This is a genomic window from Brenneria salicis ATCC 15712 = DSM 30166 (genome assembly GCF_003315515.1).
In the GTDB taxonomy this organism is placed as follows: domain Bacteria; phylum Pseudomonadota; class Gammaproteobacteria; order Enterobacterales; family Enterobacteriaceae; genus Brenneria; species Brenneria salicis.
Genome location: NZ_QNRY01000003.1, coordinates 64,774 through 79,656 on the forward strand (window position 1 = coordinate 64,774; position 14,883 = coordinate 79,656).

Annotated in this window: 15 protein-coding genes; 13 read left to right on the plus strand and 2 right to left on the minus strand. The window is 53.2% G+C overall.

The window, feature by feature from the left end; all coding sequences use genetic code 11:
- Nucleotides 1-33: 33 nt before the first annotated feature.
- The 9 genes from folC to hisP all read left to right on the plus strand — a co-directional run bounded on the left by folC (nucleotide 34) and on the right by hisP (nucleotide 8,450).
- Nucleotides 34-1,302, plus strand: a complete 1,269-nt coding sequence (gene folC, locus DES54_RS02630; RefSeq protein WP_113865067.1) for a bifunctional tetrahydrofolate synthase/dihydrofolate synthase — start codon at nucleotides 34-36, stop codon at nucleotides 1,300-1,302.
- On the plus strand, nucleotides 1,292-2,014 hold the full coding sequence (dedD, locus tag DES54_RS02635; RefSeq protein ID WP_113865068.1) for a cell division protein DedD: 723 nt from the start codon (nucleotides 1,292-1,294) through the stop codon (nucleotides 2,012-2,014). The genes folC and dedD overlap by 11 nt, the downstream gene beginning before the upstream one ends.
- A 141-nt stretch (nucleotides 2,015-2,155) precedes the next feature.
- Complete coding sequence (gene cvpA, locus DES54_RS02640; RefSeq protein WP_113865069.1) at nucleotides 2,156-2,656, plus strand: colicin V production protein; 501 nt, start codon at nucleotides 2,156-2,158, stop codon at nucleotides 2,654-2,656.
- A gap of 21 nt (nucleotides 2,657-2,677) precedes the next feature.
- Nucleotides 2,678-4,195 (plus strand): amidophosphoribosyltransferase, encoded by a 1,518-nt coding sequence (gene purF, locus DES54_RS02645; protein ID WP_113865070.1) that lies wholly within the window; start codon nucleotides 2,678-2,680, stop codon nucleotides 4,193-4,195.
- Nucleotides 4,196-4,418: 223 nt separating this feature from the next.
- On the plus strand, nucleotides 4,419-4,988 hold the full coding sequence (locus DES54_RS02650) for a UbiX family flavin prenyltransferase (protein ID WP_113865071.1): 570 nt from the start codon (nucleotides 4,419-4,421) through the stop codon (nucleotides 4,986-4,988).
- Nucleotides 4,989-5,364: 376 nt separating this feature from the next.
- Nucleotides 5,365-6,144, plus strand: a complete 780-nt coding sequence (locus tag DES54_RS02655) for a lysine/arginine/ornithine ABC transporter substrate-binding protein (protein WP_113865072.1) — start codon at nucleotides 5,365-5,367, stop codon at nucleotides 6,142-6,144.
- Between the two features lie 118 nt (nucleotides 6,145-6,262).
- Nucleotides 6,263-6,952 carry a histidine ABC transporter permease HisQ gene (gene hisQ, locus DES54_RS02660; protein WP_113865073.1) on the plus strand — a complete coding sequence of 230 codons (690 nt, stop codon included), beginning with the start codon at nucleotides 6,263-6,265 and terminating at the stop codon, nucleotides 6,950-6,952.
- Nucleotides 6,945-7,661 carry an ABC transporter permease gene (locus DES54_RS02665; protein WP_113865074.1) on the plus strand — a complete coding sequence of 239 codons (717 nt, stop codon included), beginning with the start codon at nucleotides 6,945-6,947 and terminating at the stop codon, nucleotides 7,659-7,661. Before hisQ ends, DES54_RS02665 begins: the two co-directional genes overlap by 8 nt.
- A 15-nt stretch (nucleotides 7,662-7,676) precedes the next feature.
- On the plus strand, nucleotides 7,677-8,450 hold the full coding sequence (gene hisP, locus DES54_RS02670; protein WP_113865075.1) for a histidine ABC transporter ATP-binding protein HisP: 774 nt from the start codon (nucleotides 7,677-7,679) through the stop codon (nucleotides 8,448-8,450).
- A 24-nt stretch (nucleotides 8,451-8,474) separates the two neighbouring features.
- On the opposite strand, the gene DES54_RS02675 is transcribed toward hisP, so the two are convergent.
- Entirely contained in the window at nucleotides 8,475-9,395 is a 921-nt protein-coding gene (locus tag DES54_RS02675) for a TIGR01777 family oxidoreductase (RefSeq protein WP_113865076.1), read from the minus strand.
- A gap of 20 nt (nucleotides 9,396-9,415) precedes the next feature.
- Nucleotides 9,416-10,042 carry a GSH-dependent disulfide bond oxidoreductase gene (gene yfcG, locus DES54_RS02680; protein ID WP_113865077.1) on the minus strand — a complete coding sequence of 209 codons (627 nt, stop codon included), beginning with the start codon at nucleotides 10,040-10,042 and terminating at the stop codon, nucleotides 9,416-9,418.
- A 503-nt stretch (nucleotides 10,043-10,545) separates the two neighbouring features.
- Between yfcG and eat the strand changes: the two genes are divergently transcribed.
- From eat to yfcE, 4 genes are all read left to right on the plus strand, one after another.
- On the plus strand, nucleotides 10,546-11,931 hold the full coding sequence (gene eat / locus DES54_RS02685; RefSeq protein WP_113865078.1) for an ethanolamine permease: 1,386 nt from the start codon (nucleotides 10,546-10,548) through the stop codon (nucleotides 11,929-11,931).
- Nucleotides 11,932-12,009: 78 nt separating this feature from the next.
- A complete protein-coding gene (locus tag DES54_RS02690) occupies nucleotides 12,010-13,401 on the plus strand; it encodes an ethanolamine ammonia-lyase subunit EutB (protein ID WP_113865079.1) in 1,392 nt (463 codons plus the stop codon).
- Nucleotides 13,398-14,192: an ethanolamine ammonia-lyase subunit EutC gene (gene eutC / locus DES54_RS02695; protein ID WP_113865080.1), complete on the plus strand. Its 795-nt coding sequence runs from the start codon at nucleotides 13,398-13,400 to the stop codon at nucleotides 14,190-14,192. Before DES54_RS02690 ends, eutC begins: the two co-directional genes overlap by 4 nt.
- A gap of 133 nt (nucleotides 14,193-14,325) precedes the next feature.
- Nucleotides 14,326-14,877: a phosphodiesterase gene (gene yfcE, locus DES54_RS02700; RefSeq protein ID WP_113865081.1), complete on the plus strand. Its 552-nt coding sequence runs from the start codon at nucleotides 14,326-14,328 to the stop codon at nucleotides 14,875-14,877.
- Nucleotides 14,878-14,883: the final 6 nt, after the last annotated feature.

The following is a 14,883-nucleotide window of genomic DNA, read 5'->3' on the forward strand; positions in this document are numbered from 1 at the left end:
ATAAAATGAACCGTAAGCCAGTGAACGGGACTCATGAATAATCTTCAAATACCCCAAGCCACGTCGCCTATGGTCACGTGGCTTCATTATCTGGAGCGCCTGCACGCTCAGGCCATTGATTTGGGACTGGATCGTATCAGGCAGGTTGCCGGACATCTTCAATTATTACAGCCCGCCAGGGTGGTCTTTACCGTCGCCGGCACCAACGGCAAGGGTACGACCTGCTGTACGCTGGAATCGATATTGATCGCTGCCGGACTGCGCGTCGGCGTCTATAGCTCTCCGCACTTGCTGCGTTATACCGAGCGAGTGCGCATTCAGGGCGCGGAGTTGCCAGAAGCATGTCATTGTCAGGCGTTTGCCGATATTGAGGCGGGAAGAGGGACGGTTTCTCTGACCTATTTCGAATTTGGCACGTTGGCGGCGTTGCAACTGTTCAGGCAGGCGAATCTGGATGTGGTCATTCTGGAAGTCGGTCTGGGGGGACGCCTCGACGCGACTAATATCGTGGATGCCGACGTCGCCGTGGTGACGAGTATCGCGCTCGATCATACTGACTGGCTGGGCAACGATCGTGATAGCATCGGCAGAGAAAAAGCCGGCGTATTCCGCCGGGGTAAACCCGCCGTGGTGGGGGAACCGAATATGCCGCCGTCAATCGCCGATGTCGCCCATGAAACCGGGGCGGTGTTGTTGCGCCGTGGTCGGGACTGGGATTTCTCCATCCAGCGCGACAGTTGGAGTTGGCAGAACAAACAGCGCGAGCTTTCAGGATTGCCAATGCCGAATGTGCCGCTGGCAAATGCGGCCAACGCGCTGACGGCGTTGAATTATTCGCCGCTCAATGTGAGCGAAGACGCCATTCGGCAGGGGATGAAGCAAGCGACGCTGCCTGGCCGGTTTCAGATTGTGCGCGAAAAACCAATGCTGATTCTGGATGTGGCGCACAACCCGCACGCTGCCGCGTATCTCGCCAGTCGGCTGGCGGCCTTGCCGACAGCGGGGAAAATCCGCGCCGTGGCGGGCATGTTGGCGGACAAGGATATTCCCGGCACATTGAGCTGTTTACAGCCGCTGGTGGATGAATGGTATTGCGCACCGCTGGATGTCCAGCGTGGCGCTACCGCTGGACAACTGACCGAGCATCTGCATCACAGCCAGTCGTTCTCTGATGTCGCCAGCGCCTGGCGTCAGGCGATGGCGGCATCGACGGAACAGGATATCGTCATTGTGTGCGGATCTTTTCATACGGTAGCGCAGGTGATGGAAGCGCTGGATGAGGAGAAAACCTATGGCGAGTAAATTTCAGAATCGCCTGGTAGGGACGATTATTATCGTCGCGCTGGGCGTGATTGTTTTGCCCGGTCTGCTGGATGGTGAAAAGAAGCATTATGAGGATGATTTCGCCGCCATCCCGCTGATCCCCAAGCCGGGAGACAGCAATGAGATGGAGGCGTTGCCGCCGCTGAACCAGTCATTGTTGAGCCAACCCTCGGAAGGGGCGAAGGCGGCGATGGAGGATAAATCGTTGGCGCCGGATCTTGAGGATACGGCCGCGCCTACAGAAAATGCGCCGCCCGCCGCGAATCCGCCTGCGGACGTGACGGCGCCGCCAGTAGTGGTTGAACGTCCGCCGGTTCAAGCCCCGGCCGCGCCCAAAGCGCCGCCTAAACCGGAGGCGAAGCCCAAGGCGGAAACCAGACCGGAACCGAAACCTGAAACAAAACCTGAAGCCAGAACGGAAATGCCCGCCGCAGAACAAGCGCCTGCCGGACAAGCCTATATCGTGCAACTGGGCGCGTTGAAAAATGCGGACAAGGTGAATGAAATTGTCGCCAAACTGCGTCTCTCCGGCTATCGCGCCTATACCGTGCCCGCCACGCCGGTTGCGGGGCAGATTACCCGTATTTATGTCGGCCCTGATGCGGCCAGACAGAAGTTGCAGGCATCATTGGGCGAGCTGCAACGGCTGAGCGGATTGAGTGGTCAGGTGAGGTCGCATAGCGTACGGTAAGGCGTTGCGCCAGCGTTTATCGGCTATTGATAAAATCGGCGGAAATACGCTACGCAAACGTTTTTTTTTTCTGTTAGAATTCGCCGCGAACAGGATGACGTCGCGGCTTACCGGTAATCTGGTTCATTATTAGGATGGTTCATGGTTTGGGTTGATTACGTCATTATTGGCATCATCGGATTTTCGGCTCTGGTTAGCCTGATTCGGGGATTTGTTCGTGAAGCGTTGTCGCTGGTGACCTGGGGTTGCGCATTTTTTGTCGCCAGCCAGTACTATGCCTATCTCGCGATTTATTTCACCCGTTTTGATGACGAACTGGTACGTAACGGTATCGCTATTGCCATTCTGTTTATTGCGACGTTGATTGTGGGTGCTATCGTCAATTATGTGATCGGTTCACTGGTTGAACGCACTGGATTATCGGGCACCGATCGTGTACTGGGCGTTTGCTTCGGCGCGTTACGCGGTGTGTTGATTGTCTCCGCGCTGCTATTCTTTCTGGATACCTTTACCGGTTTTTCACAGAGTGCCGACTGGAAGCAGTCCCAGTTAATCCCGCAGTTCAGTTATATTATCAGGTGGTTTTTTGACTACCTGCAAAGCACGTCAAGTTTCTTGCCGCAGCACATAACGCTGCGGTAGCGCTGATGAGGAAAAGACACCATGTGCGGTATTGTCGGTATCGCCGGTTTTACACCGGTCAACCAGTCGATTTATGACGCGTTAACGGTGTTGCAACACCGTGGGCAGGATGCAGCAGGCATTGTCACCATTAATGACTTAAATTGTTTCCGCCTGCGTAAGGCCAATGGCCTGGTGAAGGATGTGTTTGAAGCCAGACATATGCAACGTTTACAAGGCAATATGGGTATTGGTCATGTGCGTTATCCCACCGCAGGCAGTTCCAGCGCATCGGAAGCGCAACCTTTTTACGTTAACTCGCCGTTCGGGATCACACTGGCGCACAACGGCAACCTGACTAATGCGCACGAACTGCGTAAAAAGCTGTTCGAACAGGAGCGTCGTCATGTCAATACCACCTCTGATTCCGAAATTCTGTTAAACATTTTTGCCAGAGAGCTTGATCGTTTCCAGCATTATCCGCTGGAAGCCGATAATATTTTTGCGGCAGTTGCTGCGACGCACCAGCAAATTCGCGGTGCTTATGCTTGTGTCGGCATGATTATCGGTCACGGAATGGTTGCTTTCCGCGATCCGAATGGCATTCGTCCGCTGGTGATCGGTAAACGCGATCTGGAAGATGGACGCAGTGAATATATGGTTGCTTCAGAGAGCGTCGCGTTGGATACGCTGGGTTTTGAATTTCTGCGTGATGTCGCGCCGGGAGAGGCGATTTATATCACGGAGAAAGGCCAGTTGTTTACCCGCCAGTGTGCCGAAAATCCGAAGAGCAATCCGTGTCTGTTCGAGTATGTTTACTTTGCGCGCCCGGACTCTTTCATCGACAAAATTTCCGTCTACAGCGCTCGGGTACGGATGGGGCAGAAGCTCGGCGAAAAGATTGCACGTCAATGGGAAGATCTGGATATCGATGTGGTTATTCCTATCCCTGAAACGTCTTGTGATATCGCGCTGGAAATCGCGCGCATTATTAACAAACCGTATCGTCAGGGCTTTGTGAAGAATCGTTATGTCGGTCGGACGTTTATCATGCCGGGCCAGCAGGCGCGTCGTCAATCGGTGCGCCGTAAGCTGAACGCCAACCGTGCGGAATTCCGCGATAAGAATGTGTTGCTGGTTGATGACTCCATCGTGCGTGGCACCACGTCCGAACAGATCGTGGAAATGGCCCGCGAAGCGGGCGCCAGACGCGTGTATCTGGCTTCCGCGGCGCCGGAAATCCGTTTCCCTAACGTCTATGGCATCGATATGCCGAGCGTCAATGAGTTGATCGCTCACGGGCGTGAAGTGGAAGAGATTCGCCAACTCATCGGCGCCGACGCGTTGATTTTCCAGGATCTGGACGATTTAATCGCCGCGGCGCGTGAAGATAATCCCGATATCACCCAGTTTGAATGTTCTGTCTTCAATGGCATCTATGTGACCAAGGACGTCGATCAGGGTTACCTCGATTATCTGGAAATGCTGCGTAATGATGATGCCAAAGCATTGCGCGGTCAGAGCGAAGTCGAAGATCTGGAATTACACAACGAAGGCTGAACACTATACCCAATAGATATCGAGGTGTGCGGGAAGCCAACGCGCCCGCCGCTTGGGAGATGCCGGGGATAACGAGATGAGAAAGGGAGCACGCTGCGGCGTACTCCCTTTCTGCTTTTAATGGTTTCTTGTTCTTGCTTATCATTGATCATTACGGCAAAGTCAGCGCAAATCACTTATTCGTATCGGTGAATCACCAACGAATCAGCCAGAGGCAGTATTGATGAAGCGACTCATAATAGGTATTTCCGGCGCCAGCGGTGTGATTTATGGCATCCGCTTGTTGCAGGTTTTGCAGACCGCGGCGGAAATAGAGACTCACCTTATCATGAGCAATGCCGCCCGGCAGACGCTTTCCCTGGAATCTGATTTCAGTCTGCGCGAAGTGCAGGCGCTGGCGGATGTGGTACATGACACCCGCGATATCGCCGCCAACATCTCTTCCGGGTCATTTAAAACCGATGGCATGGTCATATTACCTTGCTCGATAAAAACGCTGTCAGGCATTGCACACAGCTACAGTGACAACCTGCTGACGCGAGCGGCGGATGTGGTGCTGAAAGAGCGTCGCCCGCTGGTGCTTTGCGTGCGTGAAACGCCATTACATCTGGGGCATTTAAGGATGATGACGACGGCTGTCGAGCTTGGGGCGATTATCATGCCGCCGGTGCCTGCTTTTTATCATCGCCCACAAACTGTGCAGGGTATTATCGATCAAACCGTCAACCGCGTGCTTGATCAGTTTGATATCGAACTGCCGCAAGATCTCTTTACCCGCTGGCAAGGTTCGTGATGACCAAAGGCTATTCTGTTTGCAATAAATCAGACTCAATGCTCATTCGTGGGGCTTTTTTTTAACATTACTCCATGTTTGCACATATGAGCACTATTATGGTGCATGCTGACGACTACCATTATGCCAACCGGCTTCGCGCCTGCCCTGGCGCTATCAATAGAAAGTATTAAAATCAATTAAATAGATTGCTTTTAATAGGAGTGGTTGCCTTTGGTTTTGTTCCTATCGCCGTATTTTAAATATGGCATGAAAACTGCTATGTTTCGTAACGACACATAAACAGCAATCCCGTCATTCATTTTTACATCGATAAAAACCGTTAATTAACGATGACTGACTTTTGACCTCAATCACTTATGGTAAGGGTAGCAATATGAAAAAACTAGTGAAAATTCTACCGTTGGCATTCATTCTGGCCGCAGGCAGCGCGATGGCCGCCATTCCTAAAAATATTAAAATTGGTACTGATCCGACTTACGCACCTTTCGAATCTAAAAACGCCAGCGGCGAATTAGTCGGTTTTGATATCGATCTCGCCAAAGAATTGTGTAAGCGTATTGAAGCCAACTGTACGTTTGTCGAAAGTGATTTTGATGCGTTGATCCCGTCCCTGAAAGCCAAAAAAATAGATGCCATTATTTCCTCTCTCTCCATTACTGAAAAACGTCAGCAGGAAATTGCTTTTACTGAGAAATTGTATGCCGCTAATTCGCGTCTGATTGCTAAAAAAGGCGCGAACATTGAACCTACCGTGGCGTCGTTAGGCGGCAAACGTGTCGGGGTATTGCAGGGAACGACGCAGGAATCCTACGCGAATGCACTCTGGCAGCCCAAAGGCGTTGAGATCGTCGCTTATCAGAATCAGGAATTGGTCTATGCCGACTTAACGGCTGGCCGTATCGATGCGGCGTTTCAGGATGAAGTGGCGGGCAGCGAAGGCTTCCTGAAACAAGACGCGGGTAAAGACTATGAATTTGCCGGCCCGGCGGTTAAAGACGACAAGTTCTTTGGCGTAGGCACCGGCATGGGGTTGCGTAAAGCGGATACTGAACTAAAAGCCGCGCTGGACAAAGCGTTTGCAGAAATGCGTAAAGACGGTACCTACGATATCTTTGCGAAAAAATACTTTGATTTTGATGTTTACGGCGGCTAACCACCTCTGCACTGTCTGAATTCGGGGATGAAGCTTGTCGCTTCGCCCCGATGTTTTTTGTCTGGTAATCATGTGTGATTTCATCAACCTCTCTTTTTACTCTGAACGGAAATGATTAATGCTTTATGGCTATTCCCAACTCATTCTGGATGGCGCAGTCATCACGCTGGAACTGGCGATTAGCTCACTGCTACTGGCATTGATCATCGGATTGATTGGCGCGGGGGCGAAGCTCTCCGCCAGCAGATTGTTATCGGGCTGCTTCTCCTGCTATACCACGCTGATCCGTGGCGTACCGGATCTGGTTCTGATGCTGTTGATTTTCTATGGTTTACAGATCACCCTGAACAGCCTCACCGAGACGGCGGGCATCAGCCAGATCGATATTGATCCGATGACGGCGGGTATTATTACCCTGGGATTCATCTACGGCGCATATTTCACGGAAACGTTCCGGGGCGCTTTTCTGGCGGTGCCGCCCGGACAGATTGAAGCTGCCGTGGCTTTCGGTTTTTCGCCAATCAAAGTGTTCCGCCGGATCATGTTTCCAGCCATGATGCGTTTTGCTTTGCCGGGGATCGGCAACAACTGGCAGGTTATTTTAAAGGCCACGGCGCTGGTATCGTTACTGGGGTTGAATGACGTTATCAAGGCGACGCAACTGGCGGGTAAGGGTGCGCATGAACCCTTTTACTTTGCCATCGTCGCCGCAGTGCTGTACCTGATTTTTACCACTATATCCAACGGCGTCTTGTGGTGGTTGGAAAGACACTACTCGCAGGGAGTCAAAAAAGTAAACTATGAGTGAGATCCTGCAACAATACTGGCAGCCGCTGCTGTGGAGCAACGGTTACCGCATGACCGGGTTGGCGATGACCTTATGGCTGCTGATTTCCTCGGTGACGATCGGCGGTATTCTGGCGTTGCCGCTGGCGGTGGCGCGGGTATCGCCGCGACGACGATTCAGCTTGCCGGTCTGGTTGTTTACCTATGTGTTTCGCGGTACGCCCCTCTATGTTCAACTGTTGGTTTTTTATTCCGGTGTTTATAGCCTGGAAATTGTGCGTGGTACTGACCTGTTAAACGCGTTTTTCCGCAGCGGGCTGAATTGCGCGATCCTGGCGCTGGCGTTGAACACCTGTGCTTATACCACTGAGATTTTCGCCGGTGCCATTCGCTCGGTTCCTCACGGTGAAATCGAAGCGGCCAGAGCTTACGGCTTCTCACGCTTTAAACAATATCGTCATATCATTTTGCCGGGCGCGCTGCGTATTGCATTGCCCGCCTACAGCAACGAAGTGATATTGATGCTGCACTCCACCGCGTTGGCGTTTACCGTCACGGTGCCGGATATTCTGAAAGTCGCTCGTGATATTAACGCCGCCACCTATCAGCCGTTTCTGGCGTTTGGTATCGCGGCGGTGATCTATCTGGTGGTTTCTTTTGTATTAATCGGGTTGTTCAAAAAAGCGGAACAGCGCTGGTTGCGTCATCTTAATACCCGTTCATCCCATTAAAAGCAGGAACCAAGCATGTCGAATATTAAGCTGATGGTGACGGAACTGCGTAAACGTTATGGTCAGCATGAAGTGTTGAAAGGTATTTCATTGCAGGCTAAAGCCGGGGACGTGATTTCCATTATCGGATCATCCGGTTCCGGTAAAAGCACCTTGCTACGCTGCATCAATTTTCTGGAAAAACCCTGCGAAGGGACGATCCACGTCAACGATCAGGAAATTCGGATGGTGCGTGATAATGATGGTCAGTTGAAAGTGTTTGATAAAAAACAACTTCAGTTGCTGCGTACTCGCCTGACCATGGTGTTTCAACACTTTAATCTATGGAGCTTTATGACGGCGTTGGAAAACGTTATGGAAGCGCCGGTACAGGTATTGGGGCTGAGCAAAGCGGAAGCCCGTGCACGCGCCGTTTTCTATCTGGATAAAGTGGGGATTACCGGCGCGGCGCAGGATAAATATCCGGCTGATCTGTCCGGCGGTCAACAGCAGCGGGTATCCATTGCGCGCGCGTTGGCGATGGAGCCGGAAGTGCTGTTGTTTGATGAACCGACGTCGGCGCTCGATCCCGAACTGGTGGGTGAGGTGCTGCGGATCATGCAACAGTTAGCCGAAGAGGGAAAAACCATGGTGGTAGTGACGCACGAGATGGAGTTTGCACGCCACGTCTCCAGCCATGTGATCTTTTTGCATCAAGGCGTGATCGAGGAGGAAGGGCCGCCTGACAGGGTGTTCGGCAACCCTAAAAGCCCGCGTTTGCAGCAGTTTCTGTCCGGCGCATTGAAGTAAAAGTCGGGCTGGCTGTCCTGCGGGTCAGCCAGCTTGCGCGGCATCTTTTGGCGTCACTACCTCTCTCAACGCTTCTTCCAGGTCAAAGAAACGAAAGCCAAACCCCGCGGCTTCAAGACGCTGCGGTAATGCGCGCTGTCCGCCCAGAACCAGCGTTGAGGCTTCTCCCATCAGCAGTTTGATGGCGAAAGCGGGCGCACGCAGAAAGCCGGGGCGATTGAGCACGCGCGCCAGCATAGCCGCAAACTGTTCGTTACGCACTGGATAGGGCGAAACCATGTTAAAGGGGCCGCTAAGTATCGGGTTATCCAGCAAATAAAGGATCCCGTTCACCATGTCGTCAATATGAATCCACGGCATATACTGTTTCCCTGACCCCATCGGCCCGCCAAGTCCCAACCTGAAAATCGGCAGCATCCGGGACAAAGCGCCGCCTTGCGCGGAAAGTACAACGCCGGTACGCAACAGACAGACGCGGGTTTTTTCACTCTCCGCGGATTGCGCCAGCGCTTCCCAGCGAGCGCACAGATGATGGGTAAATTCATTGGCGGGCGTTTCATCTTCGGTGACCAACGCCGCGCCCTGATCGCCGTAATAGCCCACCGCGGAACCGGAAATCAACACGGAAGGCGGTTCACTGCTGGCGTTGATCAGGTTGGCGATCTGTTCGGTAATGTTCCAGCGACTCTGGCTCAGACGCTGTTTTTGTTGGGGCGTCCATCGTTTATCGGCAATCGGCTCGCCCGCCAGATTAATGACGCCGTCGAAACCGTTAAGTGAGGTTTTATTGTTCAGCGTGGACCAGTATTCCACCTGATCGCCCACTATCCGTCGCGCCCGCTCGGGATCGCGGGTAAGTACGGTGACATGATGAGAAAGCAGTTGTAACCGCGGGATCAGATGACGTCCGATCAGACCGGTTCCACCGGTAATAAGTAATTGCATATCCGGCCTCGCTTATTTTTTCATTGTTCCGCCAGCTTATAGGCACGTTCCGTTGCCGGACGTTCGCTGATACGCGCATACCAGCTTTTTACCGCCGGATAATCATCCAGATCGATACGTTGACGAGCATAAGAGACAACCCACGGGTAAGTCGCGATATCGGCAATGCTGTAGTGTTCCCCGGCTAGCCAGGTTTTTCCCTGCAACTGTTTGTTCAGTATACAATAAAGACGCTGTGTTTCTTGCTGGTAACGCTCAATCGCATAGGGAACCGGTTGAGGGGCATAGTGGTTGAAATGGTGGTTCTGTCCCAGCATAGGGCCAAATCCCGCCACTTGCCAGAACAGCCATTGCAAGGTTGAGGTGCGTTCACGTAGCGTTTTGCTGAGCAGGACATCGTGTTTTTCGGCCAGATAAAGCAGGATGGCGCCGGACTCAAACAGACTGATGGCCTCGCCGCCGTCGGCTGGCTGGTGATCGACAATCGCCGGGATCTTGTTATTGGGCGAAATGGCGAGAAACTCCGGCCTGAATTGCTCACCCGTACCGATATTCACCTGGTGAAGTTGATAAGGCAGATTGGCTTCTTCCAGGAATAGGGTGATTTTGTGGCCGTTAGGCGTCGGGGCGTAATAAAGATCGATCATGACTGGCTTCTCCGTTTCACTTCAGAAAAACGTTTCACTTCAGAAAAATAGGGTGGTATGGCGTGATGATTGATACGCCGATGTTCCGTCAAACGTTACTATTGGGTCAAGCGGGTGTTTCTGAATCGTCGGCAAGTTACCCTACCATTTTCCCTCCGGGAACATAAGCGTAAGTGATGGTAAGTATTATCACCTGCGTTGACCGTTTACTGTCGGCTCAATCATATAGTATAGGGCGATCAGGCTGATTATCGCCTTAATCTTGACCAAATAGCGTGGGGATCTGATGGGAAATTGCGTTACATTTAGCGGGCACATCGGCGAAATGCCCTCAAAGTACGCATTAGTTGCCGCATTGCGGAGCAGGATGTCTCAAAACGGAGCAGCAGCATAGTCGTGGTGTGGGAAAGAACCGATAGGCCGCTTGCGGTCAACCCTTGCTGTCATCTGGTACAGTCTTTGCAACATCCCTGAATATTATATCGATATCAGGGGATGGCAGGATGGAAAACAATAAAGCAGAACCGGGATTAAAACGGACATTGGGCAGTTTCCATTTATGGGGCATTGCCGTGGGTCTGGTGATTTCGGGTGAGTATTTTGGCTGGAGTTATGGTTGGTCGCAGGCCGGGACATTAGGCTTTCTGATCACCGCGCTGGCGATTGCCGCGATGTATTGCGCGTTTATTTTCAGCTTCACCGAACTGAGCACGTCGATTCCCCACGCCGGCGGCCCGTTCGCTTACGCTTATCGCGCGTTTGGCCCGACCGGAGGCTTTATCGCCGGTTTTGCCACGTTGATTGAATTTGTGTTTGCGCCGCCAGCCATTTCAATGGCGATTGGCGCCTATCTGAATGTGCAGTTCCCGTCATTGGATCCAAAATGGGTGGCGGTCAGCGCTTATCTGATATTTATGGGACTCAATATTCTTGGCGTCGGTATTGCGGCGACGTTTGAGTTGTTGGTCACGTTGCTGGCGATCTTCGAGTTGCTGGTGTTTATGGGCGTGGTTGCGCAGGGCTTCGAATGGAGCAATTTCGCCAGCGGCGGATGGGCGGGCTCTGATGAATTCAGTTCGGTCGCGCTCTCCGGCATCTTTGCCGCGATCCCCTTTGCCATCTGGTTCTTTCTGGCGATCGAAGGCGCGGCGATGGCGGCTGAGGAAGCCAAGGATCCCCGCCGCACCATTCCCCGCGCTTTCATCTGCGGTATCCTGACCTTAACGATGTTGGCGATCGGCATCATGCTCTTTGCCGGCGGCGTAGGCGATTGGCGTCAACTGTCGAATATCAACGATCCGTTGCCTCAGGCGATGAAGCTGATTGTGGCCAGCAACAGCGGCTGGCTGCATATGCTGGTGTGGCTGGGGTTATTTGGTCTGGTGGCGTCATTCCACGGCATTATCATGGGCTACTCCCGCCAGATCTTCGCGCTGGCCCGCGCAGGCTATCTGCCTAAACCACTGGCCTGCGTACATACGCGTTTCCGAACTCCGCATCGCGCTATTCTGGCGGGAGGCGTTGTCGGTATCACCGCGATCTTCTCCGATTCGCTGGTGACCATCGGCGGTCAACCGCTCACCGCCAATATCGTGACAATGTCGGTATTCGGTGCCATTGTTATGTATATCACGTCGATGGCGTCGCTGTTCAAGCTGCGTCGTAGCGAACCGGATCTGGCGCGTCCGTTCCGTGCGCCGTGGTATCCGTTCGCGCCTGCTTTCGCGCTGGTGATGGCGGCGATCTGCCTGGCGGCGATGGTTTATTACAACACGCTGCTGGCGATGATTTTTGCGGCCATGATGCTGTTGGGTTATGGCTGGTTCCGTCTGACCGGATCGTCGCGTGATACGGCGGCGTTTGATCCGCAGTTGACGGCGTCTAAGTAACCCACGGTTTTTCATACTGAAAATGACAGTCCGTTATCTGATGGCGGACTGTCTCCACTTAATGTTCGAGGCGAATGGATGTATCAGACAACGCTGAGTCACCGCAGCTATCGTTTTCGCGATCTGCGTGAGCTAATGGCGAAAGCGTCTCCCGCCCGTTCCGGTGATTTTCTGGCGGGGGTGGCGGCGCAAAGCGCGGAAGAACGCATGGCGGCGCGCATGGCGCTGGCGGATTTGCCGTTGAAGACCTTTTTGCAGCAGGCGCTTATTCCTTACGAACAGGATGAGGTCACACGGTTGATTGTGGACTCACATGATGACGCGGCGTTTGCGCCGGTTTCGCACCTGACCGTCGGGGATTTCCGCGACTGGTTGTTAAGCGAACGAACGGACAGTGCTTTATTGGCGCGGGTGGCAAAGGGTATTACGCCGGAAATGGCGGCCGCCGTCAGTAAACTGATGCGCAATCAGGACTTGATTCTGGCGGCGAAGAAGTGCCGGGTGATCACCCGGTTTCGCAATACGCTTGGATTGGAGGGCCATATCAGCGTGCGGTTGCAGCCTAATCATCCGACGGACGATTTAAAAGGTATCGCCGCCAGCATGCTCGATGGGCTGCTGTATGGCAGTGGTGACGCCATGGTGGGGATCAATCCTGCCAGCGACAGTCTGCCGCTGCTGGAAAAGCTGAATTATATGCTGGACGATGTGATCAGCCGCTTTAACATTCCCACGCAATCCTGCGTGCTGACGCATATTACGAATACGCTGCAACTGATGGAGCGTGGCGCGCCGGTCGATCTGGTTTTTCAGTCCATCGCCGGTACTGAGGCGACCAATAGTAGCTTCGGCTTTAATCTGGCGACGCTGGAAGAGGCGCGTCAGGCGGCGTTAAGCCTGAAACGCGGTACGCTGGGCAACAACGTGATGTATTTTGAAACCGGGCAGGGGAGTTGTCTGTCGGCGAACGCCAATCATGGCGTCGATCAGCAAACTTGTGAAGCTCGCGCTTATACGGTGGCGCGGCATTTTTCCCCTTTTCTGGTGAACACGGTAGTGGGTTTTATCGGTCCAGAATATCTGTACGACGGTAAACAAATCATCCGCGCCGGTCTGGAAGATCACTTCTGCGGCAAGCTGATGGGCGTCCCGCTGGGATGCGACGTGTGTTATACCAACCATGCCGAGGCCGATCAGGATGACATGGATACGCTGCTGACATTGCTTGCCAACGCCGGACTGACATTCCTGATGGGGGTACCCGGCGCGGACGATATCATGCTCAATTATCAGAGCACGTCCTTCCACGATGCGCTTTATATCCGTGAGTTGTTGGGGCTGAAACACGCGCCTGAGTTCGGTGAATGGCTGGAAAAAATGCGCATCATTGATGCTCAGGGACGTTTATGCGACACCAGCGGCCAACACCCGCTGTTGCAACATCAACCCTATCTGGAGGGGCGTTTATGAGAGAGGTGATTCATGACAACCCCTGGGAGACGCTGCGCGAGTTTACCGCCGCGCGCATCGCACTGGGGCGAACCGGCGCGAGCATGCCGACCCGCGAGCTATTAAAGTTCGGCATGGCCCATGCGCAGGCGCGGGATTCGGTTCATCAGACGTTTGACAGCGAAACGCTGGCGAATGCGTTGGAGCAGGCTGGATTGAAAACGCTGACGGTTCGCAGCGCGGCGCCGACGCGGGAACAGTATCTGTGCCGACCGGATTTAGGTCGCCGGTTGTCGGAAGCAAGCCGTACATTACTGATGAATTCATCCGTTCGGCAGGCGGATCTGCTGTTGGTTATCGGAGATGGTTTGTCTTCCAAAGCGGTGCATCGGCAGGCCGTGCCATTCATTCTGGCGCTACAACCGTATCTGGAACTACTGGGACTTTCTCTGGCGCCCGTCGTACTGGCCCATCAGTCCCGCGTCGCGTTGGGTGATGATATCGGTGAATGTATTCAAGCCAAAGCGGTGGCGATCCTGATTGGCGAACGGCCCGGTTTATCATCGCCGGACAGCCTGAGTGTTTACATGACCTGGGGACCGCATACTCGTCGGCTTGAATCGGAGCGTAATTGTATCTCGAATATTCGTCCTGAAGGATTGGATTATCCTCAGGCGGCATTCAAGCTGGCTTGGTTGCTGGAGCAATCTTTTCAGCGCCGCTTATCGGGCGTTCAACTTAAAGATGAAAGTGATAACCCGGCGCTGCACGGACGAATTACACCGCCACCATCTTTACCTATATTGCGTTAATCATCCAATGTTGCCGCGCGCTTGTGGGCGGGACGAATTGTCGCGTGAATTATACTGAATTCATACTAAGCCCCCTTGTCCAACTTTGTTAAACTAGGCCCGATTGTTAATGACGACACGTTGGGGATAAACGATGAAGTTGATGTTTGCATCGGACCTGCACGGTTCTTTGAGTGCGACAGAACGGGTACTGAGCCACTTTGAACATAGCGGCGCAGACTGGTTAATCCTGCTGGGCGATTTTCTAAATCATGGCCCGCGTAATCCGTTGACGGACAACTACCAGCCAGCTGAAGTGGCGGCACGTCTGAATGGCTATGCCAAACGTATTATCGCGGTGCGCGGCAATTGCGATAGCGAAGTGGATCAGATGCTGCTGACGTTTCCTGTCACCGCGCCTTGGCAACATGTGCTATTGCCGAAAAATCGCCTTTTCCTGACGCATGGTCACCTCTATCATCCTGACAACTTACCACCGCTAAATGTTGGCGATGTATTGGTTTATGGACATACTCATATCCCGGTCGCCGAACAGCGCGGGGAGATATACCATTTTAATCCGGGTTCGGTCAGCCTGCCGAAAGGCGGCTACCCGGCGAGCTATGGGACACTGGAAGATGATGTGTTGCGCGTTCTTTCTTTGTCGGATGGCGAGCCTATTGCACAGGTAGAAATTTGGCACTAATTTATC

Coding starts and splice junctions, on each gene's coding strand:
- DES54_RS02675 (WP_113865076.1), bottom strand. CDS start 9,395: ATGCAATTACTTATTACCGGTGGAACCGGTCTGATCGGACGTCATCTG.
- eat (WP_113865078.1), top strand. CDS start 10,546: ATGGAAAACAATAAAGCAGAACCGGGATTAAAACGGACATTGGGCAGT.
- dedD (WP_113865068.1), top strand. CDS start 1,292: ATGGCGAGTAAATTTCAGAATCGCCTGGTAGGGACGATTATTATCGTC.
- DES54_RS02665 (WP_113865074.1), top strand. CDS start 6,945: ATGAGTGAGATCCTGCAACAATACTGGCAGCCGCTGCTGTGGAGCAAC.
- folC (WP_113865067.1), top strand. CDS start 34: ATGAATAATCTTCAAATACCCCAAGCCACGTCGCCTATGGTCACGTGG.
- DES54_RS02650 (WP_113865071.1), top strand. CDS start 4,419: ATGAAGCGACTCATAATAGGTATTTCCGGCGCCAGCGGTGTGATTTAT.
- cvpA (WP_113865069.1), top strand. CDS start 2,156: ATGGTTTGGGTTGATTACGTCATTATTGGCATCATCGGATTTTCGGCT.
- DES54_RS02690 (WP_113865079.1), top strand. CDS start 12,010: ATGTATCAGACAACGCTGAGTCACCGCAGCTATCGTTTTCGCGATCTG.
- hisP (WP_113865075.1), top strand. CDS start 7,677: ATGTCGAATATTAAGCTGATGGTGACGGAACTGCGTAAACGTTATGGT.
- hisQ (WP_113865073.1), top strand. CDS start 6,263: ATGCTTTATGGCTATTCCCAACTCATTCTGGATGGCGCAGTCATCACG.
- purF (WP_113865070.1), top strand. CDS start 2,678: ATGTGCGGTATTGTCGGTATCGCCGGTTTTACACCGGTCAACCAGTCG.
- eutC (WP_113865080.1), top strand. CDS start 13,398: ATGAGAGAGGTGATTCATGACAACCCCTGGGAGACGCTGCGCGAGTTT.
- yfcE (WP_113865081.1), top strand. CDS start 14,326: ATGAAGTTGATGTTTGCATCGGACCTGCACGGTTCTTTGAGTGCGACA.
- yfcG (WP_113865077.1), bottom strand. CDS start 10,042: ATGATCGATCTTTATTACGCCCCGACGCCTAACGGCCACAAAATCACC.
- DES54_RS02655 (WP_113865072.1), top strand. CDS start 5,365: ATGAAAAAACTAGTGAAAATTCTACCGTTGGCATTCATTCTGGCCGCA.